The following is a 17985-nucleotide window of genomic DNA, read 5'->3' on the forward strand; positions in this document are numbered from 1 at the left end:
ACAGGGGACGGTTCATTTTTTCATAAAATAGAACCATTGTGATACAGCATAACCATCCCGATGTTTCTTTTATTTATCTGTTTTAGCCTGTTTATTTAATAGAAAAATAGTCAGGGCGACAACAATTGCTAAAAATCCCGCTATCCATATATAAAATTCAGTTTGGTTCTGGGTGCTGCTCAAATCCACTTTTTTTGTTGGGGGTTCACCTTCACCTAGAACCTCCAAATCATTCTGTAAAGTACTCAATTTATTTGTTCGATCACAAATGATGGTTACTAGCGATTTTCCTCCGTACATGTCTGATTCGATCGCATAAACCAGATATTCTTGTCCCTCGATAAATGGATACCCGCAGTCTCCTCCTCCCTCGCCAGTGGTGATGATGACTTGTGATTCTTCCACGCCCTTCCACGTATTTGTTACTTCAAAAATGACCGATTTAGTCATATATCCGTTTGCGTTCCTGTCTTTTATATCGAGCACCTTCCCGCTAAAAACAGCTTTTGAGCGTTCCAATTCACTTTCTGCAGTCGGTAATTCCGCACAAGAACATGCACTTGTAACAGCAGGGAAGGAGCCCAATAGAAACATACCGATGAAAATAAATAAGAAAAATAGTTTCGCTTTCTTCACAACAGCCTCTCCAATCGCTTTCTTTTACATAATTATTCTAGTAGATGGAATCTAGTACCTTCTTTATTGGAACGGAAAAAGGATACATCGCAATGGACTGAAAAATAGTACATCATGTGAAACAACATCACACAGTGCTGTCCCCTGTGTACCTTTTAAAAAGATGTCTAGCATAATAGGGAATTAAAGGTAAAATAGAGTTAGAGATAAAGAGCGTGTTAAAAAGGGGGGAATGAGTTTGATCCCAGCAAAAATGGATGCCATTACGATTACCACTGTACAGGAAAAAGGGATCGATTCTGTCGTTGATTGGTTCGACCGGCATAAGCAATCCTTCTATGCACTGGGCTGGTTTTATCTTCGTAATCAGCAGCAGATGGAAGAGCTATTTTACCGATCGATTATAAAAGTGCACAAGGAATTGCCTCGATATAAAAATGATGTCTCATTCGCATTGTGGGTTACTTCGATTTTCATCGATAACTGCCGTGAGCTCTCTCAAGATAAAGTTTTACCAGTCTCCGAGGGAATGGAACCACATGAGAACTTATTTAAAGCACTGGATCAACTTGAGGATGACGAAAAGGAAGCGATGGTCCTTACATATGGTACAGGGTTTTCTCAAGAAGAAGCTGCGCATTTTCTTCGGTTTTCTGCTGATAAAATGAAAGAGTTATTATTTTCCGGGATACAGTCGGTTAGAACACAACTGTACGGGTCAACCTTTAATGGCTGTAGGGAGTACCATAAGAGTTACCTCGATTACTTGGAAAAATCCATGGATCGGCCGGAAAAAATTGAGTTTGAGATGCATATTTACGATTGCCGAGAATGCCAGGAGGATTTGGCAACCTTTCAGGATGTCACGCTAATGCTAAATCACGCTGATTGGATGAATGACTGGCCTGTGCCGGAACATTTCATGGAAAACATCAAAGAGAGGCTGGCGGAAAAAGAGAAAGACAGGCAGCAGAAGAGCAAAAAACGCAAAAAAATGGCACTTTTTTTCGCGAGTGTATTCGTTTTTATATTCGGAATAGGGTTCTTTACCGGCGCATTTGCCAACGTTTACTATGGATGGACAGAAGAAGACGAACAACTGCGTGCCTTTCTGCAGCAGGGTTTGGGTCAAAGGATGAACCTGGAAGCGGAGAGCGACGGGATAAAAATTAAGATCAAAGGCGTGGTTGCTGATGATTTCCAGACACTTGTTTTTTATGAAATTGAAGATATAAATGAAGACAAGCAATATGCAATGAATTATGGGGATGGGCTTTTTGTGGAGAACGAGAGTGAAATCATGAGCCAGGAATCATATCCTCGGTATTATCTTCCAGACCTTGATGCAGAGATGAATAAAAAAGAAAAGAATGTGTTTTATGGAAAGCTCGGGATGCGGCCGCTTGATGAAGATAACGGCATAATAAAACTGAAAATTGAAAGAATTCTAGAGCTGATTCCGGAAGATCCATCTTCAAGGATTGGGTTCGGTAACAGGAGTAATGGATTCAAAATGGGGGAGTGGAACTTTGAGGTCCCGGTCACCAAACAACCTTCTATTGAATACGAATTAGACAAAACATCAGAAATCGAAGGGGTCCAAGTCCGGTTTGATAAGTTAACCATTGCTCCTACGGCAACGATTTTGCACTATGGTATTCACACGGGAGAGCCAGAGAAAAGGATGGAATTTATTAGTTTTGGCGATCTGGAAGTGAACAATAAAAAAGTGAAAACGGATCGGTATGGCGGTTTTTATCCAGAATCACGGTTTGACATGGACTGGCATGGTTTTCAAACACATTTTGACCCGATTTTTGGTGAAAAGCCAAAGGAAGTCAAAGTCCAATTCGCATCGGCCTATTTTACAATTGAAGACGATAAAAGCATCGATCTGGATGTTAATGCTAAATACCCTCAGACATTTGAATATGCAGGGAGTACCATCAGTATCGATAAAATGGAAGTAGGACAGCCGACAACCATAGTCATCAGCAATCATGAAAATCGGGAATATGAATCTCTCCATTTAAATGTTGTGGGGGAAAACGAAGGGGATATTCATCCAATGTCGATGGATTCCAAATCAATACTTGTTGATAAAAACGGAGTCGAATACGATCCGATGTCAGGCCCAATCGAGTACGAAAAACTTGAACAACCTCGACATTTCATTACAGAGCAAACCATAAGGCTAGAAGGAAACAAAATAATTCCAAAGAGACTTGATATTTATGGATATAACACAACCAAATATTTAGATGACGTTGTGGAGATTTCGGTGAAATGACGGAAGCGTGGGGACGTACCCTGTGCTTCTTTGGGGATGAGGGTGATAAGAGGGCGATTCCAGCGGATTCGTAAATCGTAAAAACAGGTCATTTTGTGAGACAGTTGAATCGCCCTTCTGTTTATATGATGTGTCCAATCTTGTTTGATGTCTGCCATATGGAAATCGTGTAAGGAGGTAGAAGAATGAAGTTATTCATGCAAGCAGCGGTTGGTTCAATCGCCATTCATGTAATCTATTTACTTGGTTTGATGCTAATCGGTTACATTAAGACAATGAATTATACACCGGATATCGAGGGCTCCTGGAAAAGTGTTGAGCCTCTTCAAAATGAAGTGGCTTTTGGTTTGGCGAGTTCTCCTTTTTTCTTCGTCTTTACATTTATCGGAGCAGCAGTGATTTGTGGGATGGCGATAGTCTTTAATAGAAGATTACGGGGTTAGAAGTACAGGACACACTGACTCTAACAAAGGGTGAGGTTCAGACGTATCCTATGCTTTGTCCAAGTTCCACAACATGGGGATTACATTAAGAGGATCGAAATTAATTTTATACAGATTGGCTGCATTCAGTTTGGACTGCGGCTTGAGAGGACAGAAGAAGATGAAGTATGGGGCGTATTTGGGCTGGGGCGTTTCATTGGTATCTTTTCTTATTATTATGGTTGTTGACCAAACAGTGTATCATGGCGTTTGGCCTTCGAACCTGCCTGTTATACTCTTGGTTACACATGCGCTTTATTTTCGAGCAGATGTAAAGGAAAAGAGTAGAATTCCTTATTGGATGTTTGCATTGCTTTTTTTAACCATTCTGTATTTCTCATTGCCTAAATTCACCTATAATCAGGCGGAGAAAATCGTTATGGAGAAATATGAGATCATAAACGAAAAGGAGCAGACAATACCTGTGACTGGCTCCGGATTTCATCCCTTCGCACTCACACATTTCTATTTCTTTAAGGTCAGATCAATTGATGCAGAGTTAAGGGTCATAGTAAACCCGGATACAGGAGAGATCATCGTCTTGCAATAAATTAGTTATCTAGCCTTAAAGAGGAAAAACCACTCAAAGTGGTTTTTTTAGTCGCGCATAGATCCGGCCTCTCTGGAAGTCATTGCACCTTGACCTGCAGCAACATCCTTTTGGATTTGTTGTTTTACTTTTTTGGCATCCGTTCCCGAAAATCCAGGTTGCATAACGGAACCTGACTCTCCTTTAGCTTGTTGATTTTTCTGCATATGAATCCTCCTTGGTTTTGATTTAACAAACCTATTATTTACAAAAAGATGCTAAGTAACCAAAAGTGATTATGGAGACGTCCCTATACTATGCAGAAAGTATTGTTTTAAGTGAAAAGGGCTTCTATGGTTATTTTGAGATTATAAAGTAGAGGATAGTTAGTCTAATTGCATGCTCTTTTCTCATAACAAGAGGCTACTTTGGGAAGAAAAATAGCTCATTCACTCCTATTTTATAATCAATAGCAACAAAGTCTGAGAAAAGAGCCTTATTTAAAGATTAGAAGAGGAACAAAGGGACGATTCCATTATAGGAATCGCCCCTATTTTTATTCCTCGTGTTTTTCCACCTGTTTTCTTCTCCAATTTTTAGGATTAAAGTACTTTCTTATTTTACCTGCAACTTCTTTCCCGACCATAATCGCCCCAATCCAGAAAGTGATTTCAGCAAGTACCAGGCAGCTTGTGATACTGATGACCTTCAATTTGCCGGAAAGCGGGAGAAAAGGAATGCCAACTGGAATCACCCATATTATAAATGATGAAATAATAAGGGCCATTCCAATTTTATATACCAAAGGTTTTTTATTTGTTGAATCGGTTTGCATCCTAAACCTCCGGAATGAATTTATTTAATCTATTGTTTGATTTTAACACAATCGGCCTGGTTTTATAGGTAAGCCATAGAAGGTATTGTTGGTGATTTGGTGGAAATATAACAATGGGAAGAGGAAGGGGATGGATATGGGTAAAAAAATATTGTTATTGATAGTTTGTTGCATTCCAATCATTACAGCGTGTACCGATACAGAAACAGTCGATAAGCTCAAGGATGAAAAAGAAACTCTAACCTTGGATCTTACTGAGAATAAAGAGGAAATTGAAAGATTAAAAGAAAAAATAGCAGGATTGGAAAAGCAAATTGAGACAAATGAAATAGAAAACGACCTGTTTCCCCAATTGAGCAACCTGTCGAAAGATTTCGTAAAGGCACATACTACAGGTAACAAAGAAACATTGCAAACTCTTCTGTCCGATGAACTCATCCTGGAGGAAAGAGACAAGAAGTTATTTATAAAAGACAACGAAGATGTGGAATGGCTGTTATATTCTGCTGATGGTCAGTTGGAGAACTGGGTCATACAAGGTTTTCATTACGATCGCGAAAACAATACCTATACTGTCCATATAAGAGAATTTTTCAGTGATGCTGACGGTGAGCCAGTTAGTCCTCCAACATTCTTGAATCTGAAATTCAAATTATACAATGACGAGTGGAAAGTTGATGGTTTGGAGTTTGATGTATAGAAGTAAGAGAAGCATAGGGCGCACCCTATGCTTCTGTTTTATTCATAAATATAGCTGATGACGTCCAATGCCTGATCAACGGTTTCTACCGTAACATTCGCTTTATTGGATAGTTCCTTCAATGGATGAATCAAGGATTCTGGTCTGACTATGATGGTTGGTTTGTTCATCGTGATCGCAGCGCTGGCGTCCATCGCCGTGTTCCATTGTTTATATTTTTCGCCGAACAGCGCGATGACTATATCGGATTTTTGCATTAACACCTGTGTCCTGAAATTGTTGATATCAGATGCAACATCGTCCTTATATACGTTGCCTGGCTGTTTTCCGAGGATATCCTCACCAATATTGTCTGAGCGATCATGGTTTGTCTGCGGTCCGACGAAGACCAAAGGCAAGTTCTTTTCCTTCGCCTTTTTAGCCACCTGATCTCGCCAATCATCGTGAATCTGGCCAGCCAAATAAACCGTTAATTCCATCGTAACACCCTCCAATTGAATATATTGTAATTTCATCATATAAAACTTTACTGATAATTCAAAGGAATTAGGGTGTTGTGATTTCTCGAAAGGTAAATTAGTACAAGTGAATACTGCAGAAAAGAGGTTACAGACTGGTTCTGCTGATGGCCAGGAAAAGCATATCGACCGGAGCCATTTCTCTATTTTTAATGATAATCAAGCAAAATGGGTGTTGTAATCACATCAAATAGATATAGAGGTGAATAACATGTGTGAAAACTGCAATGGTCAAGTAATGAAAGCAGCGAAGGATATCATGGTCGCTCATTTCTCCTGACAAACTGCCAAACGTCTTTTTGCAGCCTGGGGCCTATTATTATAGTCTTTCCTTTTTATATGGTAGAATGGCTTACAAAAAGTTTTAAGGAGGAAGAAATATTTGAACAAGCTGCCTATTAATGAAAATGGTTTGAATGCTTCACAGCTTATTTTTGGCTGCATGGGCCTTGGAGGAAGCTGGGACAGCAGTCCAATCGAGTCAACACATGTCAAGCAGGCGCATGAGGCGGTGGAAGCTGCCCTAGAGTCAGGAATTAATATGTTTGATCATGCGGATATTTATACCTTGGGAAAAGCTGAGACTGTGTTTGGGCAGGTTTTAAAAGAAAAGCCTGGTCTTCGCGAGGAAGTCATCATTCAGTCCAAATGCGGCATACGATTCGGTGATCAGGAATCGGGTCTGCCAACACGGTACGATTTTTCCAAATCATATATTCTTGACAGTGTGGATGGCATCCTTTCAAGGCTTGGCATCGACTATCTCGATATTTTGTTATTGCACCGCCCAGATCCTTTGATGGAACCGGCTGAGGTTGGGGAAGCCTTTCATCAGCTAAAAGCTTCCGGTAAGGTTCGTTCGTTCGGTGTGTCTAATATGAGTGCTGGTCAAATTCGTTTGCTGCAGAGAAATACCGATGAAAAGATCATCGTCAATCAGCTGGAAATGAGCTTGAACAAAATCGGCTGGCTTGACACAGGCGTGCATGTGAACCAGGAAGCAGCTCGCCAGAATACATTCCCAGAAGGCACGCTGGAGTATCTTCAAATGGAGGGGATTCAGATTCAGTCTTGGGGATCACTCGCGAAGGGGCTCTATACTGGGAAAAATATCGAAAATGAAAGTGAAAGTGTAAAAAACACTGCGGCTTTGGTGCAAAAACTTGCGAAAAAAAAGCAAACCACGCCAGAAGCCATCGTGCTAGCCTGGCTGATGAGGCATCCGGCAGCTATCCAGCCTGTCATCGGAACGGTGAATCCAGCTCGGATCCAGGCATGCGGAGATGCAGTCAACGTCGATCTCAGCCGCGATGAATGGTATTCATTGTATGTGAGCTCCAGAGGCGAAAGATTGCCTTAGGAAAAGAAAATAAAGGGACGGTTTCGGTGTTTCACAACAAGAAACCGTCCCTGTTTTTGTTCGGGAAAAGCGTAAAAACAAATGTACCCCCAACCGCAAGAATTATGCGGCTGCGGGTACGAATCGTTTTAGCGAGGTTTCTTTTAATCAGTCAGTTTTTTTGCGACGATTTTTCCTTCCTTACGCAGGGAAAGCATGGGAGGAACGGTCTTTACTAGAGGATATCTTTAAGACAAATCAGCATAGAATGCCTATGCTTTTTTTGTTTGGTTCATAACTATTTATTATCGTATTCTATAAAAAACATCGAATTTTCTTATTGACAAGACAGGAATATAATATGGTCAGGAGGTGTTAAAAAATGGATTATTTCATCCTGTTTTTTATTGGTATTTTAGCGACGGCGATAGGAACTTTGGCAGGAGGTGGGGGGTTGATCAGTTTGCCGGCTATGCTGGTGCTGGGTATGCCAGTTCATTCTGCGATAGCTGCCAATAAAGTTTCGAACACGATCAGCTCCTTCTCCAGCTTTTTTCATCTGTATAGAGAAAAGAAAATTACTTTTAAGGAATCATTCTGGATTATCCCGGTTAGCCTGAGCGGCGGGGTTAGCGGAGGCATTATTGCTTCAAAGATAGAAAGTGAAGATATGTATGTTGTGGCGATTGGCTTGCTGGTGTTTGCATTTTTTGTCTCGTTCATCAAAAAAGGGAACTTATCCGGGGATCAGCCTTTAAAGGTATCTGGTAAAAGCGTTCCAGGTTTATACGCAATCGGGATTTATGATGGACTTTTTGGGCCGGGGCAAGGGACGCTGATGCTTTATTTGTTTGGCTATTTGAACATTGCCTACATTAAGGCAGTCGGATATGTTCGTCTTGCCACGTTTTCAAGTTGTTTAGGTGCAGCCATTACCTATATTTCAACCGGAGCTGTCATCTGGCCGCTGACCATCGCCTTGATGCTGGGTTCAGTGACAGGAGCGCAAATCGGTGTGCGGATAGCGAGTAAACTGAAGCCACAATACGTAAAACCCATTTTACGATTGATGACGGTGGCATTGGTTGTTCAAATCTTTTTAGAGAAAGTGTTGTAGTAACCTGAGCTAAATTATTTCCATAAGAACTTCAAAGAAACACATAAATTTTTTTTCGTTGGTCTAACAAATATACTCACAGCACATTGGAATTTGTCGATATATGTCTAGTAGGTATAATTAATCATAAATAGTATGAAAAAGGTGGAAATGTTTGTGACCAATGAATTAATGCTTAAAAACAGGATCATGACGTATTTGAGTGCTGGGGTAGTAGCTTTATCACTAATTGTGTATGTGCTGCACCGTTTCTTTCATCTTTTTGAGGATTATCTAGTGTCGAATGGACTGAGCACTACTAATGAAGGCGCACTGGAACTTGTCTTGCTCTCTATTCCTGTTTTTACTATCGCTGTCGCACTGTTGTTTTTGATCAAGGGTATTTACAATGAGTACCTTCCATTATTGAATACGGTTACGCTCACTTTTGCTTCGATTTCACTCATCGCAAGCGGGAATGGGATGGTCGAGTATCACTTCTCTATTTTCATGGTCATTGCTATGATCGCTTATTATGAGTCTATTAAAATGATACTTGTTTCAACCGTTGTGTTTGCTATCCAGCATTTGGTGGGCTATTTTACAGTGCCTGAAATCATTTGCGGAACGGACGAGTATCCTTTCGGCGTTCTTATGGTGCATGCGATCTTCTTGATTTTTACAAGCGGGGCAACGATCCTCCAGATTTCGATGAAAAAGAAATATATCCAGCAGGTAGAGGCGGATCGGGTGGAGAAAAAAGCGCAGTTTCGGCATGTTCTATCTAATCTCCAAAAAACGTCTGATAAAATCATGGATACAACAAGCCATTTAGTCAGCAATATTTTTAAAACATCTTCTTCGTCAAAAGAAATCGCTTCCGCTATACAGCAAATTGCGAGCGGTTCTGACCTGCAATCGAATTCTACGAAAGAGAGCTCAACGGCGATGAATGAGATGGCGGTTGGAATTCAGCGAATTGCCGAGAGTTCGGGGATTGTATCACAGCGCTCTCAGGAAACGGTTGATGAAGCGAAAAATGGCGCAGAATCGATCCGAAAAACAAGAAAGCAGATGGAATTCGTAGATGTTTCGGTGAAGGATCTCGCGTTGACGATTGATAAAATGGCAATGAAATCAAATGAAATTGATGGCATTGTCCAGGTCATCACGCAAATCACGGAGCAAACGAACCTGCTGGCGTTGAATGCGAGCATAGAAGCCGCGCGTGCGGGAGAGCATGGAAGAGGCTTTGCGGTTGTGGCGGAGGAAGTGCGGAAGCTGGCAGAACAATCAAAAGGATCGGCCGCTGATATTACCAGGATCGTCGAAGAAATCCAGCAAGCGACTTCAACAGCAAAGCATTCAATCGATAAAGGAATCACGGAAGTAAACGAAGGCCTGGTAAATGTAATACAAACGGATCTTGTCTTAAACAGCATCGTCCAATTTGCCGAAGAGGTTGCGGCCCAAATCGAGGAAGTGTCGGCAGTAGCCGAGCAAATGTCCGCAAGCTCTGAGGAAATATCGGCTTCGATTGATGAAATGGCATTCATCGCCGAAACATCCAATGGAAATACGATGAGCGTACTCAAACTGACAGACGAACAAATCTTTGCGATTGAAGAGGTTGAGAAAGTGTCTGGTATACTGCAGGATATCTCTGAGGATTTGAATAGATTGGTATCGGAGTTTGAGCAGGAATAAAGCTGTACCAGCCCTTATCTTATGGATAAGGGTTTTTTGCATAATACCCCACTTTCCATTCCAGTATTTTACTGCTATGTTAAGATTATAATTTGGTATTTTAATCCATTATATAAAAGGGGGAAAGATATGTCTTCGGAAGTATTAACAATCACTGGCCTGATAAAATCATATGGCAGCAAGGAGGTACTCAAAGGCATAGACTTGAAGGTTGATAGAGGTGAAATCATTGGATACATAGGGCCTAACGGTGCGGGCAAAAGTACGACGGTAAAACTGATGCTTGGCCTTGAAGAAGGATATTCTGGGCAGATTGAGATCTTTGGTGAGGATATCGCAAGGCACGATGCGAGCTACAAGAAGAGGATCGGCTATATCCCCGAGACTTCGGAAATGTATGATTCACTGACTGCCCAGGAGTATTTGACGTTCGTTGCCGAGCTGTATGGGATGGATTATGACGACGCGGACCGGAAAGCGGAGCAGCTATTTGATGTGTTTGGGCTGGGGGATGTCTACCATTCCCGCATTTCGTCTTTTTCGAAAGGCATGAGAGTTCTCCAAGTTTGAGCTCGAGCAGCTTTCAATTGATAAGACTCTTGTGAATAGCCGTGAGTTTTTCGAAGAGGCCTTTCATAATGCGCAATTGGACTATCGCGAAGTAGAATTCGAGAGCGCTGATCCAGTGCCGTCGATCAGTCTGAAAATAGATAACGGCAGGATTAAGCAAGTCTTGGCGAACTTGATTGATAATGCAGTCAAGTACGGTGGAACGAACATCATCGTGAAAGTGGAAAAGCTTGGCGGATATCTTCAAATCAATATAAAGGATAATGGCCAAGGAATTGAAAAGGAAGACCTGCCATCCATCTTTAATCCATTTTTTCGTGGCGAAAAGTCACGCTCAAGGGAATCCGGCGGAACCGGAATTGGCCTTGCGATTGTAAAATACATCATCGAAGCACACGGCGGCGAAATTCGGGCCGTAAGCAAGCCGGGGAAAGGGAGCGAGTTTGTTTTTACCCTTCCTTTATATTTAAAAGGCGAATGAAGCATGGGACGTACCCTGTACTTCATTTTTGTATACAGTCTCTCACGGTTTTTGTACGAAATCCGGTGTTCATCCGATGTTCACGCGCATACATATATAGTTAACAGCATTTTAATGTACAGCGAGGTGATGACATCATGTTTTCTGTTACGGGAATGCAGGGTTTTGAAATGTTTTCTGCACAGCATTTGATTACTCTGGGAATTTTCTTTGCGGTTTGTCTTGGATTGGTGCTATTCAGAAACCAAATCAGGCCGCATAAAAATGTTTTGAAATGGATCATATTTTGGACTCTTGTGGTGTGCCAGGTTTCACAACAGTTGTGGCTCATCCTGACAGGGCAATGGCAAATCGGTGACCTTCCTTTACACATGTGTTCGATGAGTTCCTTTCTGGCAATGTACTTATTTTTGAAGAAGAGTGTGAAAGGCTTTTATGTGCTCTACTTCATTGGCACCTTGCCGGCGGTTTTAGCCATGGTTACACCTGAAATGTCTTACACCTTTCCTCATTTCGACTATATTGAATACTTCCTCAATCATTCAGCCATCCCGATTGCCGCATTGTATTTCATCCTTTTTGAAGGCTACAGAGTTCCCCGCAAAGCCATTCTATTCACTTACCTTGTCGTGAACATCGTCGCCGTTCCAATCTTCATTTTCAATTTCCTGTTTGATACGAATTTCTTCTATTTGGCGAGTCCGACAGAAGCGAAGACAATTCTATCCTTTTTCGGCAGCGGTATCATGTATTATTTGAATCTTGAAGCTGCGGCACTCATTGTCTTCAGCATTACTTATATACCGATGTGGCAGCTGATCAAGAGAGAGAATCGAAGACGGTTGGTTGGCCAGTATCATTAGTAGGACTGATCTAAGGCGTTTGACGCTGGCATCCCCAAGATGTGGGATCAGGCGAATCGGGATGGGACTGCTAATAGTGTATAAGAGAGCGGCGAGAGGCCGCTCTCTTTGTCGTTTGGGAGGTTCTGCCTGTGTGGGAGCTTTTTTACTCCCCAAACTCTACATCAAATAGATAATTAGATGATTCGGTGCCTTCAAAGCTTTCGTGTATTATTCTTCCTTTATCATCTTTTTCTTCTTCCATTTTCTTCATTGCAAAGGTTGAAACAATATAACCTTCAACTGGCAATTGCTCATGATCTAATAATTGGATTTCTCCATTTGATACAAAGAAATCAGTTCGATCTTCTTCTGCATAAAAGACCCGTTCCCCGGAACTTTGAATAACATAGAATGAAAAACTGCCCTTCGTTTTCGTAAGGTCTTTAATATCAAGTTCATCAAGATTTTCAAAGAAACGGTCAGCATCAGTTAATCGATCATACTGAAGCCATGTATCGGCCCGGCTTTTCGTAACTTGATACCTGCTCCTGCCAGAATCATATTGAATATAATAAAGATAAAAGCTATTGTCATCTTGTCGTACCAGTTGCCAGCTTACTTCTTCAATGCTGCCATCTTCAAGATAATCCGCTTTAAAGTCTCCGAGCTTCAAAAAGTCGTTCTCCAGATTTAATTCCTGCTTAATCAGCTCATATTCATCTTGAAAATCCATCGTATATACGGAGCCAATTTCATGCTCGATAAAAATGGAGCGATTTTCCCATTGGTTAATGCCAAACGGGAAAATCCAATGCACAATGATAAAGGAAAAAACACCAAGAACAGCAGCCATCCGTTTTACATGCGCATTTAACTTGGGACGAAAAAACAGGAGATACAGTATAAACCCAAGCGGCAGAGAGACTTGATTTAAATTAAAGGCAAAAGAGCCTAATAAAAAGTATCCAATGATTTTTAACGGAAAATATGATTCTGTATCGTCTTTTTTCCGTAATAAAAATATGAAACTAGCAATTAATATGACATTATAAATAAAAGATGCCATTTTTGACCCCCTTAAGCCTTCAAGTCAGTCAACCAAGCAAAGCAAGCCGAATAAATCATTGATTACATTTTAACATATAATTCCAATAATTCTTTCGTAATTATGTAAAAAATTTAATCAAACGTTTGATTAAATAAAGGCTGTTTTCGTAAAGATTGTTGTTAAAATCCTAATGCCGATTTTAACGCAATATAATGCTATTTTGTAGTTCGGTATTAAGTTTGCATGCTCTTTTCTCATAAAAAGGGGCTGCTTTGAGAAGAAAAATAGTTCATTCACTCCTATTTTGTAGTCAATAGCAACAAAGTTTGAGAAAAGAGCCTAAATAAAAAACCACCCTCTTTTTAACAGAGTGATGGTTTCAAATGTTTAGTGATTGACTTCACGGATTGCCTTTTGGGTATAAACCGGCTCTGGCTCTTGCCTTTCCTGCAATCTCGCGGGCAGGCCCTGGATCGATTGGACGACCGTATCCAGCTTGGCTTCGATTCGGTGAAGCAAGTACAGTGTCACGACAATCGGGAACCCGACATCGCTGATGAACGGAATAAGCTGTTCCATTAGCGAGTCCTCCTTTCTTTTGGTTTTAAAATAAGAGCCGGTCCCTGGAAAAAGACCGGCTCAGCCTTATTAAATTAGTTCATAGTCAGTGACGTTACGTTCGACGACGCGTGCACTGTGAACGGAAATAAGGGTTCCGTTCGTTGGCTGGAATGCATTGGAAGCGATGATTTGTTCCATTGCCAGCTTGACAGCAGCTGGATCAACCGGTTCAGTCGGATTATCAACTGTAAGCTTGGCATACTTGCCAAGGTCGGTAGCGAATTGCAGCTCAAGTGTTTTAGCCATTTATTTCACCTCCTATTGAATTAGTAGATTGCCAGATTAGATGATATCAAAGCTGTCGTTACGCTCCACAGAGCTTAACAAGTTCGCGCTAAGGCCACCAAGTGCTACAGCCGCCTGCTGAACCTGGTCAGCAGTAGCTGATTTTCTTACATAGCGGTAAGTCTTGCCCTTGAAGATCGGCTCGCCCTTCTCATCAACACCAGCCTCAAACATCAGCCTGATATTAGAATCCTTCAACATCGCCATTGCCATTTGCCTCACCTCCTTTCACCTTCTATATACAAGTGGGGAGGGGGAAAGGACAGGGTGGGTGAAAATATTTAATTTAGTAAGCCGCAAGAAGGGTTTTATCGGACAAACTGGACGGAAAAGAAGAGGAGAATGTCCGATAGGAAGGCTCTATCGGACAAACTGGATGGGAAAGAAGAGGAGAATGTCCAATAGGAAGGGACTATCGGCCGAACCGAACGGAAAAGAAGGGAAAAGTGTCCGATAGAAATCAAGCAGGATTTGATTTAGTAGGGGCACCATCGCCATGCTTCCAAAACAAAAGCATTCCCTCTTGTTATCGGGAATGCCGTTAAATTTATAAAATCGCTTCAGCTATCAGCTTATCAAACTTGCGAATATCTACGCCTTTTTTCAAGTTGACCTTAATATGGCCGGCCCTGGTCCATAATTCCACTTCGGCGTTCACGTCGAACAAGCTGCCTGCATTTTCGGTGGACCACATATTGATGGATGAATACGGCAGGGAGTAGATCTCCACCTTTTTACCGGTAAGTCCCTGCGCGTCCCTGACAATCAACCGCTTGTTTGTGAAAATCGCGCTGTCCCGAACGGTTTTATAAGCGGCGACTGCCTTTTCACCTTCTACTAAAAGCTCATTCACGTCATTAGGAATCGGGCACTCAGAGATAAACGTCCACGCTAAAATTGCTTGTGTTGCAACCATCTTCATAACCTCCCAATTTATTATTTCTCAGTTGGTATTCTGTATATAATTAGCAATCCCTGCTGCTCCGTTTAAATCTTTTTCTTTTTCCAGGGTCTTATAAAGGAAATGATGAAAATGAAGACAGTGACGGAAAATCGACATCATGCCAAGAACGAAACGGATGCTCCTCCAAAATAATTACTCTCATAATGGTTACTCTATAAGTGGAAAAAACTATATGGAGGAGACGATTTTGAAAAGAATCACCTTGGTTAAAACAGTATTAATTTTCGTCAGTAGCCTGTTCGTTTGTTATGTCGCCCAACCCGTTTATGCTCAAGTGGATATGAGTGGAGTCACCTTCATAAAATCTGAAACGAAGCGGGATCCTGAATTGGAAAAGGCGTTCAGTAAAGAGTTTGGATTGAAACCCGGAGAGGATAATGTGAGGTATTTTTATAATCGTGTCGACCTCAATGAGGATGGGGCGTCAGAGACATTTGTCTATTTAACAGGCCCTATTCTATGCGGAACAGGAGGCTGCAGCGGGCTTGTATTACAGCGTGCCAATGGCGGCTATAAAGTTATATCTCGCTTCAGTTTAGTCAGAACGCCTGTCATTATCAGTAATGATAAAACGAATGGATGGAAGGATATCATTATGTATGTATCAGGCGGAGGGATTGAACCAGGATATAAGGTGTTGAAGTTTGATGGCCATACATATCCGTTAAATCCATCGATTCAACCAGATGTGAAAAGTGGAAAGATTAAGGGGATTGGGATTATTGGTGATGATGTGACCGAAAATCCCGGGATTGAATACTAGTGGCTTGGTGAAGAAGCATGGGACGCCCTCATGCTTCTTCAATATTTGTGTTATGATGGAACGAGTAAAAATAGAGAGGAATGATGAAATGACCTGGTGGGAATATCTTTTGTCTTATGAAGTGCTGAAAAATTTGGGGATCTCCATAGGGATCTTCTTTTTATTCCTTTTATTCAGGAAGCTTTTCACGAAGTATGTGTTTAAGCTGATGTTAAAACTCGGCCAGAAAACGCCGACTGAGCTTTTCTCCAATATAACCGTCGCATTTGAGCAGCCGATTCGATGGTTATTTATCATTATAGGAATCTATGTTGCAGCGGATTATTTTCCTTTCATGGAGCAATCTAATCCACTATTCTTAAAGATTATTAGAGCGTCAGTCATCGTTCTGATCGCCGGGGGACTGTACAATCTATCTTCGGGTTCATCACTGCTCTTCATGAAAATCAATGATCGTTTTAACATGGAAATCGACCAGATTTTGATTCCATTCTTCTCAAAAGCGATCCGGTTCATCATCGTCGCAATCAGCATCAGCATTATCGCGCAGGTGTTCGAATACGATGTCAATGGATTCATTGCAGGGCTTGGCTTAGGTGGCCTCGCGTTTGCGCTGGCAGCAAAGGACGCGATTGGGAACTTGTTCGGCGGCATCATCATTATTACCGAAAAACCATTTACGATTGGTGAGTGGATCAAAACTCCGAGTGTCGAGGGAACGGTTGAGGACATTTCCTTCAGAAGCACGAGAGTCCGTACCTTCGCACAAGCCGTCGTCACGGTTCCAAATGCCATTTTAGCAAATGAATCAATCACGAATTGGAGCAAAATGGGGAAAAGGCAGATCACGTTCAAGCTAGGTGTTACGTATGACACACCTAGAATGAAGCTGCAAAGAACGATCGTTAGGATTGAAGAAACATTGAGAGCAAATGACGACATCCATCCTGATACGATTTTTGTTAAGTTTGACGAATATAATGACAGCAGCCTCGACATCTTCCTGTATTTCTTCACTAAAACAACCGTCTGGGAAGAATACCTGACAGTGAAGGAAGAAATCAATTTCGCGATCATGGAAATCCTCGAAGAAGAAGGCGTATCCGTCGCATTCCCAAGCAGGACATTATATGTGGAAACACAGGCAGATCCCGTTGGCAAAATGGCAGGAACAATGTAAGGAAGCATGGGGAAGTATCTCATGCTTCCTTTTTATATGCAATACAGCGGTACTGAAGGTGAAAAATTGCTCACCTGACAAATAAATCATATTGACTCTCCTACTTGAATCCTGTAAAGTACAAAAGTATGTTTTTGCGCAGAACGCTCTTTCTTGCAGAAGTCTCCAGTTTCTGTTTTTGGGTGGCGCTTGCGCATTACTTTATAGGAGGAAAAAAATGGATACGAAAGATCAAACACAAATTAAAATCACAACAGCAGATCCATCAGCACTTGGTTTGTTTGGACTGGCGATGGTTACATTGGTGGCATCGTCCCAGAAACTTGGAATGACAGATGGCGTTTCATTCATCATTCCTTGGGCTATTTTCCTTGGTGGTCTTGCACAGCTATATGCTGCCATTCTTGACGGCAAGCATAATAATATATTTGGAATGACAGCTTTCGGCGCGTTCGGCCTTTTCTGGTTCGGTGTCGGAACGACTTGGCTGATTCAACTTGGATTTTTCGGTGAAAGCCTTGCAGCCGACGGCGATGCCAAGCAGTTAGGAATGGCCTTCATTGGTTACCTGATTTTCAGTATTTTTATGACCGTTGGTGCCCTGGAAACAAATAAAGTCTTGTTCTTTATCTTCATATTGATCGATTTCTTGTTTATTGGACTTTCATTAAGTTCATTTGGCGTTATCCAAGAAGCATCACATATGCTGGCAGCTGTGGCGGAACTTTGTATTGCGATTCTTTCATTTTACGGATCAGCAGCCAATGTGCTGAATACCCACTTTGGAAGAGTTGTTCTGCCGATTGGAAAGCCATTCGGGATTTTTAAAAAATAATCGGAAGGGTGCTAAGCATTGCTTAGCGCCTTTTTTTTGTATTAGTACGGCCACCTCTTTAAAAATAAAACGTGTAACCGCTTTATAAATAGCCAACAAATGTTCACAAGCGAAAGAGCAGACTTGAGGTACAATTTAAGTAGTGTTGTATGTGATTTATTTCACAATTCGTTAAAAATCTTGAAGTGGACTATTAGTATCACTATCTGGATACTGCATGTTAAAAAAAAAAGGATTCGTAAGAATAGCAACAATCAATGC

22 protein-coding genes are annotated in these 17985 nt (G+C 41.4%); 13 read left to right on the top strand and 9 right to left on the bottom strand.

What is annotated here, in order from left to right; all coding sequences use genetic code 11:
• Window positions 1-69: 69 nt before the first annotated feature.
• Window positions 70-636: a hypothetical protein gene (locus tag DYI25_RS18695; protein ID WP_213371772.1), complete on the bottom strand. Its 567-nt coding sequence runs from the start codon at window positions 634-636 to the stop codon at window positions 70-72.
• A gap of 232 nt (window positions 637-868) precedes the next feature.
• Between DYI25_RS18695 and DYI25_RS18700 the strand changes: the two genes are divergently transcribed.
• The 3 genes from DYI25_RS18700 (at window position 869) to DYI25_RS18710 (ending at window position 3958) form a co-directional block, all read left to right on the top strand.
• Window positions 869-2926 carry a DUF4179 domain-containing protein gene (locus DYI25_RS18700; RefSeq protein WP_213371774.1) on the top strand — a complete coding sequence of 686 codons (2058 nt, stop codon included), beginning with the start codon at window positions 869-871 and terminating at the stop codon, window positions 2924-2926.
• A gap of 185 nt (window positions 2927-3111) precedes the next feature.
• Complete coding sequence (locus DYI25_RS18705) at window positions 3112-3369, top strand: hypothetical protein (protein WP_213371776.1); 258 nt, start codon at window positions 3112-3114, stop codon at window positions 3367-3369.
• 160 nt (window positions 3370-3529) lie between these two features.
• On the top strand, window positions 3530-3958 hold the full coding sequence (locus tag DYI25_RS18710; RefSeq protein WP_213371778.1) for a hypothetical protein: 429 nt from the start codon (window positions 3530-3532) through the stop codon (window positions 3956-3958).
• Window positions 3959-4005: 47 nt separating this feature from the next.
• Here the strand turns inward: DYI25_RS18710 and DYI25_RS18715 are convergent, their stop codons facing one another.
• Entirely contained in the window at window positions 4006-4164 is a 159-nt protein-coding gene (locus tag DYI25_RS18715; protein WP_213371780.1) for a hypothetical protein, read from the bottom strand.
• A gap of 329 nt (window positions 4165-4493) precedes the next feature.
• Window positions 4494-4772: a transporter suffix domain-containing protein gene (locus tag DYI25_RS18720; RefSeq protein WP_213371782.1), complete on the bottom strand. Its 279-nt coding sequence runs from the start codon at window positions 4770-4772 to the stop codon at window positions 4494-4496.
• 136 nt (window positions 4773-4908) lie between these two features.
• On the opposite strand from DYI25_RS18720, the gene DYI25_RS18725 reads away from it, so the two are divergent.
• On the top strand, window positions 4909-5472 hold the full coding sequence (locus DYI25_RS18725; RefSeq protein ID WP_213371784.1) for a hypothetical protein: 564 nt from the start codon (window positions 4909-4911) through the stop codon (window positions 5470-5472).
• 38 nt (window positions 5473-5510) lie between these two features.
• Here DYI25_RS18725 and DYI25_RS18730 read toward each other — a convergent pair whose 3' ends face one another.
• A complete protein-coding gene (locus DYI25_RS18730; protein WP_213371786.1) occupies window positions 5511-5951 on the bottom strand; it encodes a YtoQ family protein in 441 nt (146 codons plus the stop codon).
• Window positions 5952-6372: 421 nt separating this feature from the next.
• On the opposite strand from DYI25_RS18730, the gene DYI25_RS18735 reads away from it, so the two are divergent.
• The 6 genes from DYI25_RS18735 (at window position 6373) to DYI25_RS18760 (ending at window position 12046) form a co-directional block, all read left to right on the top strand.
• The gene (locus tag DYI25_RS18735) at window positions 6373-7350 is read left to right on the top strand and encodes an aldo/keto reductase (RefSeq protein ID WP_249745548.1); all 978 of its coding nucleotides are present in this window, start codon (window positions 6373-6375) and stop codon (window positions 7348-7350) included.
• Window positions 7351-7711: 361 nt separating this feature from the next.
• Window positions 7712-8446: a sulfite exporter TauE/SafE family protein gene (locus DYI25_RS18740; protein WP_213371788.1), complete on the top strand. Its 735-nt coding sequence runs from the start codon at window positions 7712-7714 to the stop codon at window positions 8444-8446.
• A 156-nt stretch (window positions 8447-8602) separates the two neighbouring features.
• Complete coding sequence (locus DYI25_RS22755; RefSeq protein ID WP_213371789.1) at window positions 8603-10132, top strand: methyl-accepting chemotaxis protein; 1530 nt, start codon at window positions 8603-8605, stop codon at window positions 10130-10132.
• A gap of 129 nt (window positions 10133-10261) precedes the next feature.
• Window positions 10262-10702: an ABC transporter ATP-binding protein gene (locus tag DYI25_RS18750; protein WP_213371790.1), complete on the top strand. Its 441-nt coding sequence runs from the start codon at window positions 10262-10264 to the stop codon at window positions 10700-10702.
• A 31-nt stretch (window positions 10703-10733) separates the two neighbouring features.
• The gene (locus DYI25_RS18755) at window positions 10734-11183 is read left to right on the top strand and encodes a sensor histidine kinase (RefSeq protein WP_213371791.1); all 450 of its coding nucleotides are present in this window, start codon (window positions 10734-10736) and stop codon (window positions 11181-11183) included.
• Window positions 11184-11320: 137 nt separating this feature from the next.
• Window positions 11321-12046, top strand: a complete 726-nt coding sequence (locus DYI25_RS18760) for a TIGR02206 family membrane protein (RefSeq protein WP_213371792.1) — start codon at window positions 11321-11323, stop codon at window positions 12044-12046.
• A 145-nt stretch (window positions 12047-12191) separates the two neighbouring features.
• Here the strand turns inward: DYI25_RS18760 and DYI25_RS18765 are convergent, their stop codons facing one another.
• From DYI25_RS18765 to DYI25_RS18785, 5 genes are all read right to left on the bottom strand, one after another.
• A complete protein-coding gene (locus DYI25_RS18765; protein ID WP_213371793.1) occupies window positions 12192-13094 on the bottom strand; it encodes a hypothetical protein in 903 nt (300 codons plus the stop codon).
• A 369-nt stretch (window positions 13095-13463) separates the two neighbouring features.
• Window positions 13464-13655 carry a YvrJ family protein gene (locus DYI25_RS18770; RefSeq protein WP_213371794.1) on the bottom strand — a complete coding sequence of 64 codons (192 nt, stop codon included), beginning with the start codon at window positions 13653-13655 and terminating at the stop codon, window positions 13464-13466.
• Between the two features lie 69 nt (window positions 13656-13724).
• On the bottom strand, window positions 13725-13943 hold the full coding sequence (locus DYI25_RS18775) for a DUF2922 domain-containing protein (RefSeq protein WP_213371796.1): 219 nt from the start codon (window positions 13941-13943) through the stop codon (window positions 13725-13727).
• Window positions 13944-13979: 36 nt separating this feature from the next.
• Window positions 13980-14195, bottom strand: coding sequence for a DUF1659 domain-containing protein (locus DYI25_RS18780; RefSeq protein WP_213371798.1), 216 nt, complete (start codon window positions 14193-14195; stop codon window positions 13980-13982).
• 334 nt (window positions 14196-14529) lie between these two features.
• Entirely contained in the window at window positions 14530-14898 is a 369-nt protein-coding gene (locus DYI25_RS18785) for a PH domain-containing protein (protein WP_213371800.1), read from the bottom strand.
• Between the two features lie 235 nt (window positions 14899-15133).
• Here DYI25_RS18785 and DYI25_RS18790 point away from each other — a divergent pair, with 235 nt between their 5' ends.
• The 3 genes from DYI25_RS18790 to DYI25_RS18800 all read left to right on the top strand — a co-directional run bounded on the left by DYI25_RS18790 (window position 15134) and on the right by DYI25_RS18800 (window position 17724).
• Window positions 15134-15709, top strand: coding sequence for a hypothetical protein (locus DYI25_RS18790; protein WP_213371802.1), 576 nt, complete (start codon window positions 15134-15136; stop codon window positions 15707-15709).
• Between the two features lie 88 nt (window positions 15710-15797).
• A complete protein-coding gene (locus DYI25_RS18795) occupies window positions 15798-16889 on the top strand; it encodes a mechanosensitive ion channel family protein (RefSeq protein ID WP_213371804.1) in 1092 nt (363 codons plus the stop codon).
• A gap of 217 nt (window positions 16890-17106) precedes the next feature.
• Window positions 17107-17724, top strand: a complete 618-nt coding sequence (locus tag DYI25_RS18800) for an acetate uptake transporter (RefSeq protein ID WP_213371806.1) — start codon at window positions 17107-17109, stop codon at window positions 17722-17724.
• Window positions 17725-17985: the final 261 nt, after the last annotated feature.

Source organism: Mesobacillus boroniphilus (genome assembly GCF_018424685.1).
GTDB classification, from domain to species: Bacteria; Bacillota; Bacilli; order Bacillales; family Cytobacillaceae; genus Mesobacillus; species Mesobacillus boroniphilus_A.